Genomic DNA, 18,397 nt, shown 5'->3' on the forward strand with positions numbered 1-18,397 from the left:
GCCCGACTCCGCCAGAACCTTCGTGATCGCTGCCGTCAGCGACGTTTTGCCGTGATCGACGTGTCCGATCGTGCCGATGTTGCAGTGCGGCTTCGAACGGGTGAACTTTTCCTTGGCCATCGTGCAATCCTACCGCGGGACCGGCCGCAGCCGGGCGTAAAGGCGCGGTCCGCTTAGAGGCTTGCGCGGCGATGATCAAGCGGCAGGTTTGCCGGGAGCGAGAATTGCCACGGTCACAGGCTCAGGACGAGCCCTCACCGACCGGTTCGTAGAGCCGCTGCGCCTCCGGGGCACCGCCGCGGCGCTCGCCGAGATCGAGTACCCGCACCAGCATCGTGCCGTGAGGGGCGGCGACGGTGAGCACGTCGCCGCAATGGACCGCCTTGGCCGGCGCGTCAGCGCGGGTGCCGTTCACCCGGACATGGCCCTCGGTGACGAGCCGGGCCGCCATCGAGCGGGTCCGCGCGAAGCGCGCGAACCACAACCACTTGTCGAGGCGCTGACGCCCCGCGCTCATTCCGCTCTCGGAGCCCGCGCCCTCAGCGCTTGCCCCCGTCGGATTCGAGCTTCGCCTTCAGTGCGGCGAGCGCTGCGAAGGGCGAATCAGGATCGGGCTGGCGCTCGCGGCGCGGCGGGCGCTGCTCGGCATTGGGGCGGCGGTTCTCGTCGCGACGGTCCGGCCGGTTGCGGTTGCCCGGATGATCGCGGCGCGGACCGCCCTCACCCTGACCGTCCCGACGTCCATCGCCCCTGCCCTCGGCACGGGCAGGACGCCCGCCCTCCGGACGATCCTCGCGAGGACGGCGCGGAGCATCCCCCCGGCGCTCGCCATGCCGGCCATCCTGACGACCGTCTTGCCGGCCCTCTTGCCGACCACCCTCTTGCCGTCCGTCCTGTCGGCCCTGGCCGCGGCCGTGCCGCGAGCCGGAATGGCGCTGCGGACGGTGCAGGTGCCAGACCTCGACGGTCTCGGGTGCAGCCGGCTCGGAGCCGGCTTCGGTGGTCGTCGCCTCCGTGGCGGTCGCCTCGACAGCCTCCTCGACAGCCTCCTCGGTGGGGAGCGCCGAATCGGCGGCGTCGACGGCCTCGACCTCACCGGTTGCTGCAGCGTCCTCCGCGGCGGCCGCGGTTTCGGCCGGCATCGGGGCGGCGGCTTCAGAGGCGGCAACCGCGGGGGCTGAGTCCTCGGTTGCGGCCTCGGCCGGTGCCGGTTCTTCCGCCGGAGCCGCCGCGTCGGTTGATGCCTCGGTCGATTCGGCCGCGTCGGGTTCGACCTCGGGAGCAGCCGTCTCGGTCGGCACCTCGACGCGCTCGTCGGAGGTCGGCTCGGCGGCGGACTCGCTCGCCGGTTCGACGGCGGTGTCGCCCTCGGCCGCCTCCAGCGCGGACTCCTGACCCGCTTCCTCGGTCGAGCCCTCCTCGTCCGTGTCCTTCGGTGCGGCCTCGGCGGGCGGGGCGGCGGGCACGGTCGGGGCGGCGGCGAGCAGCGGCACGGTGATGGCCGGGCCGGGGCGGGTTTGCGCCACGTAGCCGAGCGATTTCAGGATCGAGGCGAAGTCCTCACCCGAGCAGCCGACCAGCGAGGTCATGTTGACGGTGGCGACGAAACCGTCGCCGTCGGCGCTGCCGGCCGGCGGCTCGCCCGGCGTGGTGCCGGGACGGTAGGCGATGGCCGGGCGGATCAGGTCGGCGAGCCGCTCGAGGATGTCGACCCGCACCGCACGCTCGCCACAGACCCGGAAGCCGGCGGCGCGGTAGAGACCCTTGGCGATGGTCGGATCGACCTTGATCGAGGTGCGGCCGGAACTGGCCAGATGCGCGATCTCGTCGAGGCCGGGCTGGTCGAGGCCGCCGTTCTTCAGCGCCCAGAGCTGGGCGGCGAGCGTGCGCGGGGCCGGCTTCAGCAGCGCGGGCAGGAAGATGTGGTAGGCGCCGAACCGGACGCCGTGACGGCGCAGATTCGCCCGCCCGTCCTGATCGAGGCTGCGCATCTCATGCGCCACCTTGGCCCGCTCCAGCACGCCGAGCGCCTCGACCACCTGGTAGCCGATGCCGCGGGCGAGCCCGGTGAGGTCGGCCGCCGTCTCGATCTCCATCAGCGGCCCGAGCAGGCGCACGACATGGGCGCGCAGCCATGCGGCCAGCCGCGTCTCGACCTTCTCGCGCGCGGCGCCGGACAGGCTGTCGTCGGCGATGAGGCGGATGCCGGGCTCGAACAGCTTGTCGCCCGGCGTCAGCTTCGCGACCGGATCGCCGGTCCAGCGGATGATGCCGTCATGCGAGAGCACCAGCGCGGCGTCGGCCGCCGAGGCGAAGCGGTCGGCCCGCGCCTCGATCTCGCCGGCCAGCGCCTTGTCGGCGGCAGAGCGCAGGGTCTTGGCTTCGTGGCCCTCGGCTTGCGGGTCGGGCACGAATTGGAAGCCGTGAAGACGGCCCACATGTTGACCCTCGACGGTGACGTCACCGCCGGAGGTGATTTCGGCTTCCAGCATCGTCTTCTCTCTCAAGCGCCGCATCAGGACGCTGGTGCGCCTGTCAACGAAGCGGCTCGCGAGGCGCTCGTGCAGGGCGTCGGACAATCTGTCCTCTACCCGACGCGTCTCGCCCTGCCAATGCAGAGGATCGAGCAACCAGTCGGGTCTGTTTGCCACGAAGGTCCAGGTTCGCCCCTGCGCGATGCGCTGGGACAGGGCGTCGATGTCGCCATCGGTGCGGTCGATCATCGCCACGTGGCGGGCGAACCAGTCGTTGGGGATGCGGCCGGCCATGCCGCGCATCAGGAAGCGGTAGAGCTGCGCCACGAGGTCGGCATGGGTCTGCGGGTGGACCTTGCGGTAGTCCGGCACGCCGCAGGTGTCCCATAGGCGCCGCACCGCCGCCGGCCCTTTCGCCATGTCGCGGATGTCGTCCTCGCGCATCAGGATTTCGAGCGCCTGCTGGTCCTCACCCATGGGGGCGCGGGTCAGACCCTGCTCGTGCGGGTGCTCGTCGAGGCTCGCCTGAAGCTTTTCGAGCGAGGCGAACTCGAGATCCGGGTTGCGCCATTGCAGCATGCGCACCGGATCGAAATCGTGCGTCTCCAGCGCCTCGACCATCTCCGGCTCGAAGGGCGGGCAGCGCCCCGTCGAACCGAAGGTGCCGTCGGAGGTGTGACGGCCGGCCCGGCCCGCGATCTGTCCCATCTCGGCCGGGGTCAGCTTGCGGAAGCGGCTGCCGTCGTACTTCCAGTTGGCAGCGAACGCCACGTGATCGACGTCGAGGTTGAGCCCCATCCCGACCGCGTCGGTGGCCACGAGGTAATCGACCTCACCCGACTGGTAGAGTTCGACCTGGGCGTTGCGGGTCCGGGGCGAGAGCGCGCCGAGTACCACGGCCGCCCCGCCGCGCTGGCGCCGGATCAGCTCGGCGATGGCGTAGACCTCTTCGGCCGAGAAGGCGACGATCGCCGTGCGGTGCGGCAGCCGCGAGATCTTTTTCTCACCCGCGAATGTGAGTTGCGACAGGCGTGGGCGCGTCGTCGTCTGCGCACCGGGGATCAGCGCCTGCACCAGCGGTAGCATGGTCGAGGAGCCGATCAGCAGCGTCTCCTCGCGCCCGCGCCGGTAGAGCAGGCGGTCGGTGAAGACGTGGCCGCGGTCCATGTCCGCGGCGAGCTGGATCTCGTCGATCGCCACGAAGGCGACCTCGAGGTCGCGCGGCATCGCCTCGATGGTGCAGATCCAGTAGCGCGGCCGGTCCGGCTTGATCTTCTCCTCGCCCGTGACGAGGGCGACGTTCTCGGCGCCGACCTTGGCGACGACGCGCAGATACACCTCGCGGGCGAGCAGCCGCAGCGGCAGGCCGATCATGCCGGTCGGATGCAGGAGCATCCGCTCGATCGCCATGTGGGTCTTGCCCGTGTTCGTCGGGCCGAGCACCGCCGTGACGCCGCGCGCGCGGGCCTCGCGGTGAAGGGTACGGAGCGTCATGCGGAGGGCGGCGATCCCTGCGGCGCTGAGGGCCGTCGGCGGAGCGGAGGGCCGCCGGGCCGGCAAGCCCTGCGACGGAGAACGGCCGCTAGCGGGACGGGGCGAATCGCTGCGGCCGTCTCTCATATGGGACGCCAGGGCCCGGCTCGCCAGCCGGAGCGCCGAGGCTGGGATAGGCGTAGATGTCGATCCGGGGCTGCGGCTGCTGCGGCGTCAGGTCGGTGCAGAGGGTTTCGGGCATCGCCGTCAGCGGGCCGCGGCGGGGCGGGCGACCTTCGATCACCTGGGCCGAGGAGAAGGCGTCGGGGCCGCAATCCGGCCCGGCCGTGAGCGGGCCGCCGGCTCGTGCGGCGCCGGAGGTGAGAAGCGGTACGGCGATGCAGACGATCCGGAGCGCGTTCGTGCGGATCGTGGGAGGCGTGCCTCGGAGCATGGAAAACCCTCTGACCGCCTCGGGCCTCATTCGGATTCGCGTGCCCAACCCGAATCCCTCATCCCGAGGTGCCGCCGCTTCCCGCCGGCACCTCGGGATGAGAGCGCGACGGAGATTTTCGTGCCGCAGAGACTCTCGGTCCGAAAAACTACCGCTGCGACAGGCTCGCATCGGCGACGGCGGCCGGCTGCGCGTCGCCGTTCGTTGCGGTCGCGGTGCCGGTCCGCGTCCAGCGGGTCGCCTCGATGATGTTGGTGCCGAGCGTCGTGCGCACGGCGATCCGCATCGGCACCAGCACCCGTGTTCCCTCCACGGGCGCGAGCCAGACCGACATATCGCGGTTCTCTTCCATGAACCTCACCCCCGGACGGTCGGGCCGGTGGCCGGCGATGGCGACGTAGCGGGCGTTGCAGACCAGCACGGGGCCGCTGTAGCCGGGCTTCTCCACCTGCCGGGTCTCGCCGTAGCTCAGCACCACGTTGAAACGGGTCGCGCCGTCGAAGACGGGGAGCGTGCGGTTGCAGTTCTCAGGATCGGTGAGGTCGGCGCGGACGCGGGCCGGCATCATCAGGGCGCTCGCCGGATCGATCACGCCGCGCTTGGCAGCGGCCGTGACCGGCACCCGGTCGCCGGTATCGAGCAGCGGCGGCGTCACCTCGGCCTGGGTGACATTGCCGTTCGCTAGCGCCATGCGCACGGCGATGCCCGAGCTGCTGGTGCGGGTGGCGATCGAGAAGGCGTTCGGCAGCGGCGCGGCGGCGATGCTGCCCGAGGAACGGGCCGAGCCCTGCCCGCCGGTGACCGCGCCGACGAGGCCGGTCAGCACCGCCGAGACGTCCATGCGGTAGCGCGAACCGTCGAAGGCGCCCGTCAGCTGGGCGTTGCCGATCGGAATGCCGGCGAGATTGACGCTGTAATCGACGGCGACGCCCGCGGGCGCGGCCTTGGTCTTGTGGGCCCGCGACGCGGCCTGTGCCGCGGCCGGAAGAGCGAGCGCCCCCGCGAGGACGAGGAGGCGGGCGCAAAGGGAAGGCTTGGCGCGCATGGTCGGGACTCTGGGCGGTTCCACGCTCCGGCCGTCTCGGGACGAGGCGGGCCGGACGGTCGAGCTTATCGCGACCCATGGTTAACAGACCGTTCGGCCGGCGCCAGTGGCAGGGCGATCGCTTGGAAGCGCTCGCCCTCGTTCGCGCTGGCCTCCGTCGCCGTCGCTCAGCTCTGCGGCGGTCGAGCCCCTCGGGCTTTCGCTCCGCTCAGTGCTTTCCAGGGCTGATGCCCCGAAAACTCCGCTCCGCGCAGCACTCTTCGCGCCGCGAAGCGGCGGCTGGCGCGGCTTCGAGCGATTGCCGTACCGGGCCGTCACCCTCGTCAGCCTTCGGGCTTCCAGGCCTGCCCGTGATAGACGAAGCGCCCGCTCTCGCTTGCCAACGCCGCGAGGCCGCTGAAGGCGGGGTCTTCCACCGTGATCACGCTGGTGGGGATGGCGCGCATCTGCTCTGCGAAGGGCGCCTTGCGCTCGAAGGCCGCGCGGAACCCGCCCTCGCGCAGGACGGGGACGATCCGCGGGGCGATGCCGCCACCGATATAGACGCCGCCAGTGGCAAGGAACGTCAGGGCGAGATCACCGCAGACCCGGCCCAGCAGCTTGGCGAACAGGGCGAGCGCGGCGTGTGCGTGCGGATCCTCCCCCGAGAGCCCGGTGCTCGTGATCTCGGCCGGGTCGCACAGGGAGCCATCACCGCCTGCCCGCACCGCGCGGATCGCCGCGCAGAGTCGGGCAAGTCCCGGGCCGGAGAGCAGCGTCTCCACCGTCACCCGCTCCTCGACGCGCTCGACCGCCGGCCAGATCTCGGCCTCTTCGGCATCGATCGGCCCGAGATCGGTATGGCCCGCCTCCGTCGAGACGATGGCGAGGCGGTCCTCGTAGGGGATCAGGGCGGCGGCGCCGAAGCCGGTGCCCGGACCCAGAACGAGGCGGGGGCCGCGGGCATTGCCCAGCTCCGGGCCGATCGGTGTGAGTTCGTCGGGCGCGATGCCGGCCGCGCCGGCGGCCACCGGCACGTAATCGTTGACAAGGGCAACGCGGGCGAGCCCGAAATCCCGGCCGATCGCGGCGGCGTCCACCAGCCAATCGGCATTGGTGAGCTGGACGGCCGGGGCATCGACCCGGCCCGCGATCGCCAGGATCGCCGAGCGGGGCGCCGGCGCGCCGCTCTGGGTCAGGGAGGCCCGGATCGCTGCGCTCGGATGAGGGTGGCCGTGGGTCGCCTCGCGGGAGAGGAGACGCGGCGGCGCGCCCTTCGTCTCGATCAGGCCGAAGCGGGCATTGGTCCCGCCGATATCGCCGATCAGCACCGGGAATTCGAACATCCGCCTCTCGCTTCTCGCCGTTCTTCGCCACGACCTTAACAGAGGGTGCGCGGGCCATTCGACAAGCGGTGAGCGAGGCGGTGAACGGCGTCAGGCAGCGGGCAGCGCGTCCGGATCGATCGGCGTGCCCTCCGCCCAGGCGGCGAGCAGCGCGCGCACCGCGGCCGGGTCGGCAAGGCGGCGACCGGCTACCGTCTCGCCGTCGCCGATGCGCACGCTGATACCGCCATCCTCGTTGACGGAGGCGAAGGCGATTTCGTCGGTGCGGTCGTCGCCGAGGAAAATCGCCTGGCGGCCGGCATAGGGGGCAGCCTCCAGGAAGGCGCGGATCGCGTGGCCCTTGGTGGCATCGGCCGGCACGATCTCGCCGACCGCCTTGCCGAGCTGGAGCCGGTAGGCGGAGCCGAGATCGCTCGCCACGGCCTTGACGATGGCTTCAGCTGCCGCCGCATCGCTCGGCGCGGCGAGCCGCCAGTGGACCGCAACCGAGGCGCCCTTGTCCTCGATCAGCACGGCTTCGTAGCGGGCCGTCTCCGCGTGCAGCCGCTCGACGCCCGCGCGCAGATCCGGGTGATCCTCCGGTCGTCCGCCGCCGAGATGTCCGTCCACCCGGCGCTCGACCCCGTGCAGCCCGGCCACGTCGAACCGAGCCGGTGTCAGGAAATTGTCGATCACCGTGACCGGCCGCCCCGTGACGATCGCGAGTGCCCCGCCGAGTCGTTCGCGCAGGCGCTCCAGAGTGCCTACGAGATCGGGATCGACCCGCACCGCATCGGGCCGCGGCGCGATCTCGACCAGGGTACCGTCGAAATCAAGGAACAGCGCATAATCTGCGGTTTGGCGTGCCTCTTGGCTCACGGCGTCGTCCTTCTCTCCGGCTGTCCATGCGCTAGCATGAGGGGCGGTTGCGACAAACCGCTGATGCGACACCAACGGAGGAGCTCGTGCGGCCCATCCCCGTCCGCCCCGGCCCGGGGCAGGAGAGCGTCTGGGACTATCCCCGCCCGCCCCGCCTGGAGCCGGTGCCGGAGCGGCTGACCGTCATCCTCGGCGGCCAGACCATCGCCGCGACCGCGGCCGGCTTCCGGGTGCTGGAGACGAGCCACCCGCCGACCTACTACGTCCCGCCCGAGGATGTCGCGGAGGGAGTGCTCGGGCTCCCACGCTGGGCCGGGATCTGTGAGTGGAAAGGCAGGGCCGTGCTGTTCGACGTGACGGGCGGCGGAGAACGGGCGCCGGGGGCGGCCTGGGCCTATCCCGACCCAACGCCGGGCTTCCGGCCCATCGCAGGTTACGTCGCCTTCTATGCCGGGCCGATGGATGCCTGCCTCGTCGGCGACGCGCGGGCCGAGCCGCAGCCCGGCGGCTTCTACGGCGGCTGGATCACGCCGGGGCTCGTCGGCCCGTTCAAGGGCGCGCCCGGTACGATGGGCTGGTGACGGTTTTCGGGCTGGCGCCACTCCGTGCGAGGCCGCTACACGGGCCTCGGACACGAACGCGAGGAGCCGCGCATGCAGGTCGAGACCGATCCCCGAGACGTCGGCCTCTGCCCTGACCGCCTCGAGCGGATCGATGCCTGGATGCGGGGCTACGTCGACAGCGGGCGCCTCGCCGGCCTCTCGGTGAGCGTGGTGCGCGGTGGCAAGACCGCCTTCTTCCGCGCCCACGGCCATGCCGACCTCGCACGGGAGAGGCCGTTTGCCGCCGACACCATCACCCGCATCTACTCGATGACGAAGCCGCTGACCTCGCTCGCAGTGCTGATGCTCTACGAGGAGGGGCGGTTCCAGCTCGACGATCCGGTCGCGCGCTTCCTGCCCGAGTTCGCGGAGATGCGGGTGATGACCGGCGGCAACCGAGCCAAGCTCGAGACCGAGCCGGCGCTTCGCCCGATCACCATCCGCGACCTCCTCACCCATACCAGCGGCCTGACCTACGGCTTCATGGAGGCGACCCTCGTCGACGCGCTCTACCGCCAGAACGAGATCGACTTCCAGACCTCGACCCTGCCGCTCGGCGAACTGGTCGCGCGGCTCGCGCAGCAGCCGCTGCTGGCCCAGCCGGGGGCGGAGTGGAATTACTCGGTCGCCACCGACGTGCTCGGTCACTTCGTGGCGGTGGTGTCGGGCCAGGACTTCGCGGATTTCATGCGCACGCGCATCCTGCGGCCGCTCGGCATGGACGATACCGACTTCTTCGTGTCGGAGGAGAAGCAGGCCCGATTTGCGGCGAACTACGCCTTCGACCGCGCCGGAAGACTCCGGCTCTACGACGACAGCGTCGGCAGCCGGTTCCTGACACCGCCGCCGCTGGCCTCGGGCGGGGGCGGGCTCGTCTCCACGGCGACCGATTACCTGCGTTTCTGTCGCCTGATCCTCAATCTCGGCGAACTCGACGGCGTGCGGCTTCTCGGGCGCAAGACCGTCGAATTGATGCTCATGAACCACCTGCCCGGCGATCTCGCCGCGATGGGCCAGCCGCGCTTCGCCGAATCGTCTTACGCCGGCATCGGCTTCGGGCTCGGCCTCTCGGTCATGCTCGATCCCGCGCGCGCCCAGATCCTCGGGACGCCGGGCGAGGTCTCCTGGGGCGGAGTGGCGAGCACCTCGTTCTGGATCGATCCGGACGAGGACATGGCGGTGCTGCTGCTCGCCCAACTCGTCCCGTCGTCCGCCCTGCCCCTGCGCCGCGAATTGCGGGTGCTGACCTACGCCGCCATCGAGAGCTGAGGCGATTCGCTGTCCCCGCCGCGTCTCGGGAGCGGAAGCGCGGCCATGAGCAGAGGTCCGATGAGCCTTTTCTCGGCCTCGGGGCGGATCGCGCCTCCGCTCCGACGGCGTGCCGCCGTGATCTCGGACGTCGTCAGGGACAACATGCCTGCCGCCCTGCTGCTGTTGGTGGGCGGGCCGGAGGCGCTTCAGACCGCCGCTATCGCGAGCGCCCTGCCCTTCTCTTGGTGCTGATCTTCATCGGCTGCGGCCTGTTGCGGACGCCGAGCTTCGCCTGAGCGGACAATCCAGCGAAATCACCGGACGAGCGCGATTACCGCGCCCTCGCCCCGGCCTCCGAGGGCGAGCGCCCGCACGACGTGACCGGCTACAGCCACGAGCGGATGATCGACGACCTACTGAAGCGATACGCGCAGTTCCGGGCGGTCCGAGGCTGGCTCTGCCGGTACCCTTGCAACGGTCTCAGCGATGCCGCCTTCGACGAGAACCGGACCATCACGCAGGAGTAGTATCGCGTTGGTGTGCAAGAAAATTTGGGTCGGCATCAAAATTTTTGTCGAGAGCCGTTTGATCGATTGATGCAGCGCAAACAGCACGTTTTGATCGATGATTTTTGTCAAGCCACGAGACAGCTTGATTGAACTTTAGTGCCGACCCTGTTTGGATTCGGCCTTAGAACAAACCAAGTTGGGCAGGAAAACATGGCTGGTTCCGAGCCTTGGAACGCCTCACTCGCGGCTGGGGTAATCGCCGAGCTGCAATCTCTTGAGGGCGCGACTCTCCCTATATTGCATGCTCTGCAGGAGACCTTCGGTTACGTTGACGCGGAAGCGGTGCCGATGATCGCCGACGCGCTGAACTTGTCGCGTGCCGAAGTTCACGGCTGCCTGACCTTCTACCACGACTTCCGTCGCGAGCCGCCGGCCGGGCGCCACCACGTGAAGCTGTGTCGGGCTGAGGCCTGCCAGGCGATGGGTTCCGATCGGCTCCACGGCGAAATCCTCTCCCGCATGGGTTGCGACTGGCACGGCACCAGCGCCGATGGCGTCACCGTCGAGCCCGTCTACTGCCTCGGTCTCTGCGCCAATGCCCCCGCCGCGCTCGTCGACGATGAGCCGTTGGCCCGCTTGAGCGCCGAAGCCCTCGACGCCGCCCTCAAGGAGGCCCGCGCGTGAGCATCACCGTCACCGTCCCACAGGACGCCGTCGCGCTCGGCCTGGGGGCCAACCGCGTCGCCCGTGCGATCTTCGCCGGCGCCGAGCGGCGCGGCCTCGACGTCCGCATCGTCCGCACCGGCACCCGCGGCCTGCTCTGGCTCGAGCCGATGGTCGAAGTGGCGACCCCTGAGGGCCGCATCGCCTACGGCCCCGTCACCCCGGCCGATGTCGAGAGCCTGTTCGACGCGAATTTCGTCGAGGGCGGCGAGCACAAGCTCCGCCTCGGAAAACCGGAAGAAATTCCGTTCCTCGCCAAGCAGCACCGGCTCACCTTCCACCGCTGCGGCGTGGTCGATCCGGTCTCGGTCGAGGATTACCGGGCCCATGGCGGCTATCGCGGCCTCGAAGCCGCGTTGAAGCTCGACGCCGAGGGCATTGTCGCCCAGGTGCGCGAGTCGGGCCTGCGCGGGCGCGGCGGCGCCGGCTTCCCGGCGGGCATCAAGTGGAACACGGTGATGCTGGCCCAATCGGACCAGAAATACGTGGTCTGCAACGCCGACGAGGGCGATTCCGGCACCTTCGCCGACCGGATCATGATGGAGGGCGACCCCTTCAACCTGATCGAGGGCATGACCATCGCCGCCGTCGCGACCGGCGCGACGCGGGGCTACATCTACTGCCGCTCCGAGTACCCGCAGAGCTTCAAGACTCTGCGCGACGCGATCGCCAACGGCGTCAAGGCCGGCGTCCTCGGCGACAACATTCTGGGTTCCGGCAAAGCCTTCCACCTGGAAGTCCGGCTCGGGGCCGGCGCCTATATCTGCGGCGAGGAGACCTCGCTGCTGGAGAGCCTCGAGGGCAAGCGCGGCATCGTCCGGGCCAAGCCCCCGATCCCGGCGCTGAAGGGGTTTCTCGGCAAGCCGACGCTGGTCAACAACGTGATGACCTTCACCGCCGTGCCCTACATCCTGGAGCACGGTGCCAAGGCCTATGCCGAGTACGGCATGGGCCGCTCGCTCGGCACCCTGCCGATCCAGCTCGCCGGCAACGTCCGCCACGGCGGCCTGATCGAGTACGCCTTCGGCATCACCATCCGTCAGGTGATCGAGGAGTTCGGCGGCGGCACGGCCTCGGGCCGGCCGGTGCGCGCGGTGCAGGTCGGCGGTCCGCTCGGCGCCTACTTCCCCGACGACTTGCTCGACACGCCCCTCGATTACGAGGCGATGGCGGCCAAGAAGGGCCTCGTCGGCCATGGCGGCATCGTCGTGTTCGACGATACCGTGGATATGGCGCGTCAGGCGCGCTTCGCCTTCGAGTTCTGCGCCACCGAATCCTGCGGCAAGTGCACCCCCTGCCGCGTCGGCGCGACCCGCGGTGTCGAGACCATGGACAAGGTCATCTCCGGCATCCGCCCGGAGGCCAATCTCAAGCTCGTCGAGGATCTCTGCGAGATCATGACCGACGGCTCGCTCTGCGCCATGGGCGGCCTGACGCCGATGCCCGTGATGAGCGCGATCACCAACTTTCCGGAAGATTTTCGGCGCGCGGGCGATCTGCCTGTCGCGGCCGAGTGAGGAGGCCGTCACATGACCCTCATCAAGGAAATCGACTACGGCACGCCGATCCGGCTCAACGAGCAGACGGTAACGCTGACCATCGACGGCGAGAGCGTGACGGTGCCCGCCGGCACTTCGCTCATGGCCGCCGCGATGCATATGGGGACCAAGATCCCCAAGCTCTGCGCGACCGATTCGCTAGAGCCGTTCGGCTCCTGCCGCATGTGTCTGGTGGAGATCGAGGGGCGGCGCGGCACGCCCGCCTCCTGCACCACCCCGGCCGAGAACGGCATGGTCGTGCGCACGCAGACCGACAAGCTGCACCGCCTGCGCAAGGGCGTGATGGAGCTCTACATCTCCGACCACCCGCTCGACTGCCTGACCTGCGCCGCCAACGGCGATTGCGAGCTGCAGGATACTGCAGGTCAGGTCGGCCTGCGCGAGGTTCGCTACGGCTATGATGGCGACAACCACGTCAAGCCGGCCTCCGACCGCTACCTGCCGAAGGACGAGTCGAACCCCTACTTCACCTACGACCCGTCGAAGTGCATCGTCTGCAACCGCTGCGTCCGCGCCTGCGAGGAGGTGCAGGGCACCTTCGCGCTGACCATCGAGGGCCGCGGCTTCGACAGCCGCGTGGCAGCGGGCCCGACCGACTTCATGCAGTCCGAATGCGTGTCTTGCGGTGCCTGCGTTCAGGCCTGCCCGACCGCGACGCTGCAGGAGAAGACGATCCACGAATTCGGCCAGCCGGACCATTCCGAGGTCACGACCTGCGCCTATTGCGGTGTCGGTTGCGCCTTCAAGGCCGAGATGCAGGGCGACAAGGTCGTGCGCATGGTGCCCTACAAGGGCGGCAAGGCCAACGAGGGCCATTCCTGCGTCAAGGGTCGCTTCGCCTACGGCTACGCCACCCACAAGGACCGCATCACCAAGCCGATGATCCGCGAGAAGATCACGGATCCGTGGCGGGAAGTGTCCTGGGAGGAGGCGGTCAACCACGCCGCGTCCGAGTTCAAGCGCATCCAGGCGGAATACGGTCGCGACGCGGTCGGCGGCATCACCTCGTCGCGCTGCACCAACGAGGAGGCCTACCTCGTCCAGAAGCTGGTGCGCGCCGCTTTCGGCAACAACAACGTCGATACCTGCGCCCGCGTCTGCCACTCGCCGACCGGCTACGGCCTGATGTCCACGCTCGGCACCTCGGCCGGCACGCAGGACTTCAAGTCGGTCGAGGAATCCGACGTGATCCTCGTCATCGGCGCCAACCCGACCGACGGCCACCCGGTCTTCGGGTCGCGAATGAAGAAGCGGCTTCGCGAGGGCGCAAGGCTCATCGTCGCGGATCCAAGAAAAATCGACCTCGTGAAGTCGCCCCACATCCGGGCCGACCATCACCTGCCGCTCAAGCCCGGCTCCAACGTCGCCTTCATCAACGCCTTCGCCCACGTCATCGTCACGGAAGGCCTGATCGCGGAGGACTACGTCCGCGAGCGCTGCGACCTCGCCGAGTTTGAGTCCTGGGCCCGGTTCATCGCCGAGGAGCGCAACTCGCCGGAAGCCGCGCAGGCCATCACCGGAGTCGATCCGCAGGAAATCCGTGCGGCGGCCCGGCTCTACGCTACAGGGGGCAAGGCTGCGATCTACTACGGGCTTGGCGTGACCGAGCACAGCCAAGGCTCGACCATGGTGATGGGCATGGCCAACATCGCCATGGCCACGGGCAATATCGGCATGGTGGGCGCCGGCGTGAACCCGCTGCGCGGCCAGAACAACGTGCAGGGCTCCTGCGACATGGGCTCGTTCCCGCACGAGCTGCCGGGCTACCGCCACGTCTCGGACGACGCCACCCGCGAGAGCTTCGAGGCGATCTGGGGGGCCAAGCTCGACAACGCGCCCGGCCTACGCATCACCAACATGCTGGATGAGGCCGTCGGCGGCACCTTCAAGGGCCTCTACATCCAGGGCGAGGACATCGCCCAGTCCGACCCTGACACTCATCACGTGACCTCCGGCCTCAAGGCCATGGAGTGCATCGTGATCCAGGACATCTTCCTGAACGAGACCGCCAAATACGCTCACGTCTTCCTGCCGGGCGCCTCGTTCCTGGAGAAGGACGGCACCTTCACCAACGCCGAGCGGCGCATCAGCCGCGTGCGCAAGGTGATGGCCCCGCTCGGCGGCTACGGCGACTGGGAGGGCACGATCCTGCTCGCCAAGGCGCTCGGCTACGAGATGAACTACAGCCACCCGTCCGAGATCATGGACGAGATCGCCCGGCTGACGCCGAGCTTCGCGAACGTCTCCTACCAGAAGCTGGAGGAACTCGGCTCGATCCAGTGGCCATGCAACGAGAAGGCGCCGCTCGGCACGCCGATGATGCACGTGGACCGGTTCGTGCGCGGCAAGGGCCGCTTCATGATCACGGAATACGTGCCCACCGACGAGCGGACCACGGGCAAGTTCCCGCTGATCCTGACCACGGGCCGCATCCTCTCGCAGTACAATGTCGGAGCGCAGACGCGGCGGACCGAGAACTCCCGCTGGCACGAGGAGGACGTGCTGGAGATCCACCCCTTCGATGCGGAGATGCGCGGCATCGTCGATGGCGACCTCGTCTCGCTGGAGAGCCGCTCGGGCGACATCGCGCTGAAGGCCAAGGTGACCGAGCGGATGCAGCCGGGGATCGTCTACACGACCTTCCACCACGCCAAGACCGGCGCCAACGTCATCACCACCGACTATTCGGACTGGGCCACCAACTGCCCCGAATACAAGGTGACGGCGGTGCAGGTGCGGCGCACCAACCGTCCCTCCGACTGGCAGGCGAAGTTCTTCGAGGAGGATTTTTCGCTGACTCGCATCGCGGAAGCCGCGGAATAGTCGTTTCGGAGTTCGGGAGCGGGCCTTCGGTCCGCCCTCGCCCAATCCGTTCGTTCGGATCGGCCGCTTCCCCGTCATTGCGAGGCGGAGCCGAAGCAATCCAGGGCGCCGCCACATCCGGACAGGTCGCCCGGCTGGATTGCTTCGCGTCCGCTCGCAATGACGGAACGCCGAACCGGTCCGTCCGGCACGGTACCAAATTCAGAACACACGGGCCCGAGCAGGCGATGAGCGCGACCAATCCCAACGACAAGCTGGTGCGGATGGCCAACCAGATCGCCCTGTTCTTCCGGTCCTATCCGGAGGCCGAGGCAGTGTCGGGCATCCACAAGCATATCGTGGCGTTCTGGACGCCGAAGATGCGACGCGATCTCGAAGGCTACGCCGACGAGGCCGGCGAGCGACTCGACGCGCTGGTGCATAAAGCGCTGCACGAGGAGCCGGCGGTCGAGAGCCCGGTGCGCCCGGCCACCCGCAATCCCCAGCTCGCGGGCGATGGCGCCAGCGATGCGGGGTAGGGGCCGGCGGCCTGCGGCTTGAGGAGCCTCCCGCATTCGGCCTACCAAGGCGGGAGTCCGCCCTCCCCGCGGGCGTCGGGGCGGCGCATACGTGATCGACAAACTGGAGTTCCTGCTGGCGCTCGCCCGCGAGCAGCATTTCGGGCGCGCCGCCGAGACCTGCGGCGTGACCCAGCAGACGCTGTCCGCGGGGGTGAAGAGCCTGGAGGACCGCTTCGGCGTGCGTCTCGTCCAGCGCGGCTCGCGCTTCCAGGGGTTCACGCCCGAGGGCGACCGGGTGCTCGCCTGGGGCCGGCGCATCGTCGGCGACGCGCGCGCGATGCAGGACGACGTGGCGGCGCTCCGCAAGGGCCTCTCGGGCCACCTGCGCATCGCTGCCGTGCCGACCGCGTTGCCGATGGTGGCCGCGCTCACCACGCCCTACCGGGCGCGCTACCCGAACGTGCGCTTCAGCGTGATCTCAACAACCTCGGAAGAGATTTTTTCGCTGATCGACAACCTCGAGGCCGATGCGGGGCTGACCTATCTCGACAACGAGCCGCTCGGGCGGGTCATCGCCGTGCCGCTCTACACGGAGCACTATCAGCTTCTCACGGCGGCCGGCGGCCCCTACGACGACCGGGCCAGCGTCACCTGGGCGGAGCTGGCGACGATTCCGCTCTGCCTGCTGACGCCGAACATGCAGAACCGGCGCATCATCGACCAGCAACTCCGCGCGGCCGGCGGCGAGCCGGCGCCGACGCTCGAGTCGAACTCCATGGTCGTGCTGATGACCCATGTGCGCACGCTGCAATGGGCGAGCGTGATGCCGGCGATCCTCGCCGATGCGCTGGGACCCACCGAGGGCTTGCGGGCGATTCCGATCGTCGAGCCCGACCTGCGCCACGCCATCGGCCTCGTCGCCCCGCGCCGCGATCCGGCGACGCCGATGGTGACAGCCCTGGTCAACGTCGCCCGCACCGTGGCCCGCACCCTCGATGCCGACGATCCGGCCCCGACGGTTCTGCAGGCTCCTTGAGATCGGGATTCCAAAGGAATCATCCCTTTGGCGGGGCTGTCGGGGCAGCGCCCCGACGTCCCTCCCGAAGCGATCAGGTGCTGGGTCGCTGAAGGACGGCGCATTGAGTCAGCGCGCCCTGATCCTTGCGCATGAAGGCGCAGGTGACCCGGGCACCGTCCACGTCGACGGTGCTGTGGCGCTTGGCCTGCGCACCGTCGCGGGCCTGCCGGGCGGCCTCCCGCAGGCGATCCGGCGCGATCCCCGTCACGGCGTGGCCCGCCTGCACGAACAGCGTGTCGTAGCCCGCCGGCACGGTCTCGCCCTTGTACTGCGCGCCGACGGAGGATTGGTCCCCGACGCAGGAGAGCGTCAGCGAGGTCTGCGGGCCGGCATCGAACCGGGCGAAGTCGGCGCTGCGCTCGGCGACCTCGGCCTTGGTAGCGGCCCGTACCCGCTCGATCAGGTCGGTGCAGGAGGCCTCCGCCCATGCGGGGGAGGCGGCTAGAACGAGGAGAAGGGCGAGGGTGCTGCGCATGGCCCGATGTTAGGACAAACCGGAGAGACCCGTCGCCGGGAATGGGCTGAGGCGTAGCGCCGCTCCGCTCACGGGTGCCGGTTCACGGATGCCAAGGCTCGGCGGGCGCGTCCGCCTCCTCCGTCGCGTCCTGTCCGTCGAGTTGCGCCTGGATCGCGCGCAAAGCCTCCTGCACCCCCTGCCCCGAGGCCGCCGACAGAACGAGCGGCTTGCCGCCCGCGGCCCGCTTCAGCCGGGCCATCTGCTGCTTGAGCGTCTCGGCATCGAGCGCGTCCGCCTTGGAAAGGGCGACGATCTCGGGTTTGTCGGCGAGGCCGCCGCCATAGGCTTCGAGTTCGCGCCGCACCAGCTTGTAGGCCTTGCCGGCGTGCTCGCTCGTGCCCTCTACGAGGTGCAGCAGCACGCGGCAGCGCTCGACATGGGCGAGGAAGCGGTCGCCGAGGCCGACGCCCTCGTGTGCGCCCTCGATCAGGCCGGGAATGTCGGCGAGCACGAACTCGCGGGCATCCGAGCGCACCACGCCGAGGCCGGGATGGAGCGTCGTGAAGGGGTAGTCGGCAATTTTCGGCTTGGCGGCGGTGACGGTCGCCAGGAAAGTCGACTTGCCCGCATTCGGCAGGCCGACGAGGCCGGCATCGGCGATGAGCTTGAGGCGCAGGATCAGCCACATCTCCTGCCCCTCGAGGCCTGGATTGGCATGGCGCGGGGCGCGGTTGGTCGAGGTGGTGAAGTATGCGTTGCCGAAGCCGCCATTGCCGCCCTTGGCGAGCCGCACCCGCTGGCCGACTTCCGTCATGTCGGCGATCAGCGTCTCGCCGTCCTCGGCGAAGACCTGCGTACCCGCCGGCACTTGCAGCACGGCGTCGTCGCCTTTGGCGCCGTGGCAGTTCGAGCCCATGCCGTGCTCGCCCTTCTTCGCCTTGAAGTGCTGCCGGTAACGGTAATCGATCAGGGTGTTGAGCCCCTGCACGCACTCGATCCAGACATCGCCGCCCCGTCCACCGTCGCCGCCATTCGGGCCGCCGAACTCGATGAACTTTTCCCGCCGGAACGAGACGCAGCCGGGACCGCCGTCGCCGGAGCGGACGTAGACCTTGGCTTCGTCGAGGAATTTCACGGTGCTTCTCTCAGGTACGGGACGCGGATGGTGCTGGTCATCGAGGGGTGATGATCCCGATCATCACCCCTCGAGCATCGTCCTGGATATCGGATCCAGGACGATGCTCGAGGCTTTTGTTCTTGCATCGT

18 protein-coding genes are annotated in these 18,397 nt (G+C 69.4%); 8 read left to right on the plus strand and 10 right to left on the minus strand.

All coding sequences use genetic code 11. The annotated features are described in order from the left end of the window. From FHU13_RS21080 to otsB, 7 genes are all read right to left on the minus strand, one after another. A partial coding sequence (locus tag FHU13_RS21080) for a GTP-binding protein (RefSeq protein ID WP_246714785.1) occupies nucleotides 1-120 on the minus strand: 120 nt, incomplete at its 3' end. 121 nt (nucleotides 121-241) lie between these two features. Then, a complete protein-coding gene (locus tag FHU13_RS21085) occupies nucleotides 242-517 on the minus strand; it encodes an RNA-binding S4 domain-containing protein (protein ID WP_183437807.1) in 276 nt (91 codons plus the stop codon). A gap of 22 nt (nucleotides 518-539) precedes the next feature. Beyond that, nucleotides 540-3,968 (minus strand): helicase-related protein, encoded by a 3,429-nt coding sequence (locus FHU13_RS21090; RefSeq protein ID WP_183437808.1) that lies wholly within the window; start codon nucleotides 3,966-3,968, stop codon nucleotides 540-542. Between the two features lie 88 nt (nucleotides 3,969-4,056). Beyond that, nucleotides 4,057-4,401: a hypothetical protein gene (locus FHU13_RS21095; protein WP_183437809.1), complete on the minus strand. Its 345-nt coding sequence runs from the start codon at nucleotides 4,399-4,401 to the stop codon at nucleotides 4,057-4,059. Nucleotides 4,402-4,549: 148 nt separating this feature from the next. Then, nucleotides 4,550-5,446 carry a DUF3108 domain-containing protein gene (locus FHU13_RS21100; RefSeq protein WP_183437810.1) on the minus strand — a complete coding sequence of 299 codons (897 nt, stop codon included), beginning with the start codon at nucleotides 5,444-5,446 and terminating at the stop codon, nucleotides 4,550-4,552. Between the two features lie 323 nt (nucleotides 5,447-5,769). Continuing rightward, complete coding sequence (locus tag FHU13_RS21105; RefSeq protein ID WP_183437811.1) at nucleotides 5,770-6,771, minus strand: glucokinase; 1,002 nt, start codon at nucleotides 6,769-6,771, stop codon at nucleotides 5,770-5,772. Between the two features lie 90 nt (nucleotides 6,772-6,861). Further along, nucleotides 6,862-7,629, minus strand: a complete 768-nt coding sequence (otsB, locus tag FHU13_RS21110) for a trehalose-phosphatase (RefSeq protein WP_183437812.1) — start codon at nucleotides 7,627-7,629, stop codon at nucleotides 6,862-6,864. 86 nt (nucleotides 7,630-7,715) lie between these two features. Between otsB and FHU13_RS21115 the strand changes: the two genes are divergently transcribed. The 3 genes from FHU13_RS21115 to FHU13_RS21125 all read left to right on the plus strand — a co-directional run bounded on the left by FHU13_RS21115 (nucleotide 7,716) and on the right by FHU13_RS21125 (nucleotide 9,734). After that, nucleotides 7,716-8,210, plus strand: a complete 495-nt coding sequence (locus tag FHU13_RS21115; RefSeq protein WP_183437813.1) for a DUF427 domain-containing protein — start codon at nucleotides 7,716-7,718, stop codon at nucleotides 8,208-8,210. Between the two features lie 72 nt (nucleotides 8,211-8,282). Continuing rightward, entirely contained in the window at nucleotides 8,283-9,500 is a 1,218-nt protein-coding gene (locus FHU13_RS21120) for a serine hydrolase (RefSeq protein WP_183437814.1), read from the plus strand. Between the two features lie 45 nt (nucleotides 9,501-9,545). Then, nucleotides 9,546-9,734, plus strand: a complete 189-nt coding sequence (locus FHU13_RS21125; protein WP_183437815.1) for a hypothetical protein — start codon at nucleotides 9,546-9,548, stop codon at nucleotides 9,732-9,734. 161 nt (nucleotides 9,735-9,895) lie between these two features. Here FHU13_RS21125 and FHU13_RS21130 read toward each other — a convergent pair whose 3' ends face one another. After that, the gene (locus FHU13_RS21130; protein ID WP_183437816.1) at nucleotides 9,896-10,120 is read right to left on the minus strand and encodes a hypothetical protein; all 225 of its coding nucleotides are present in this window, start codon (nucleotides 10,118-10,120) and stop codon (nucleotides 9,896-9,898) included. A gap of 81 nt (nucleotides 10,121-10,201) precedes the next feature. On the opposite strand from FHU13_RS21130, the gene FHU13_RS21135 reads away from it, so the two are divergent. The 5 genes from FHU13_RS21135 (at nucleotide 10,202) to FHU13_RS21155 (ending at nucleotide 16,632) form a co-directional block, all read left to right on the plus strand. Further along, a complete protein-coding gene (locus FHU13_RS21135; RefSeq protein ID WP_183437817.1) occupies nucleotides 10,202-10,675 on the plus strand; it encodes a formate dehydrogenase subunit gamma in 474 nt (157 codons plus the stop codon). Continuing rightward, nucleotides 10,672-12,231: a formate dehydrogenase beta subunit gene (locus FHU13_RS21140; protein WP_183437818.1), complete on the plus strand. Its 1,560-nt coding sequence runs from the start codon at nucleotides 10,672-10,674 to the stop codon at nucleotides 12,229-12,231. The genes FHU13_RS21135 and FHU13_RS21140 overlap by 4 nt, the downstream gene beginning before the upstream one ends. A gap of 12 nt (nucleotides 12,232-12,243) precedes the next feature. Then, the gene (gene fdhF, locus FHU13_RS21145) at nucleotides 12,244-15,096 is read left to right on the plus strand and encodes a formate dehydrogenase subunit alpha (protein ID WP_183437819.1); all 2,853 of its coding nucleotides are present in this window, start codon (nucleotides 12,244-12,246) and stop codon (nucleotides 15,094-15,096) included. 227 nt (nucleotides 15,097-15,323) lie between these two features. Then, nucleotides 15,324-15,614 carry a formate dehydrogenase subunit delta gene (locus tag FHU13_RS21150; protein ID WP_183437820.1) on the plus strand — a complete coding sequence of 97 codons (291 nt, stop codon included), beginning with the start codon at nucleotides 15,324-15,326 and terminating at the stop codon, nucleotides 15,612-15,614. Between the two features lie 91 nt (nucleotides 15,615-15,705). Continuing rightward, on the plus strand, nucleotides 15,706-16,632 hold the full coding sequence (locus FHU13_RS21155; protein WP_183437821.1) for a LysR family transcriptional regulator: 927 nt from the start codon (nucleotides 15,706-15,708) through the stop codon (nucleotides 16,630-16,632). 73 nt (nucleotides 16,633-16,705) lie between these two features. Here the strand turns inward: FHU13_RS21155 and FHU13_RS21160 are convergent, their stop codons facing one another. Together FHU13_RS21160 and obgE are read right to left on the minus strand one after the other, a co-directional pair. Continuing rightward, the gene (locus tag FHU13_RS21160) at nucleotides 16,706-17,149 is read right to left on the minus strand and encodes a hypothetical protein (RefSeq protein WP_183437822.1); all 444 of its coding nucleotides are present in this window, start codon (nucleotides 17,147-17,149) and stop codon (nucleotides 16,706-16,708) included. A gap of 82 nt (nucleotides 17,150-17,231) precedes the next feature. Next, nucleotides 17,232-18,266: a GTPase ObgE gene (obgE, locus tag FHU13_RS21165; RefSeq protein ID WP_183437823.1), complete on the minus strand. Its 1,035-nt coding sequence runs from the start codon at nucleotides 18,264-18,266 to the stop codon at nucleotides 17,232-17,234. Between the last annotated feature and the right edge of the window lie 131 nt (nucleotides 18,267-18,397).

Origin of the sequence: Methylobacterium sp. R2-1 (assembly GCF_014191355.1) — a bacterium.
In the GTDB taxonomy this organism is placed as follows: Bacteria; Pseudomonadota; Alphaproteobacteria; order Rhizobiales; family Beijerinckiaceae; genus Methylobacterium.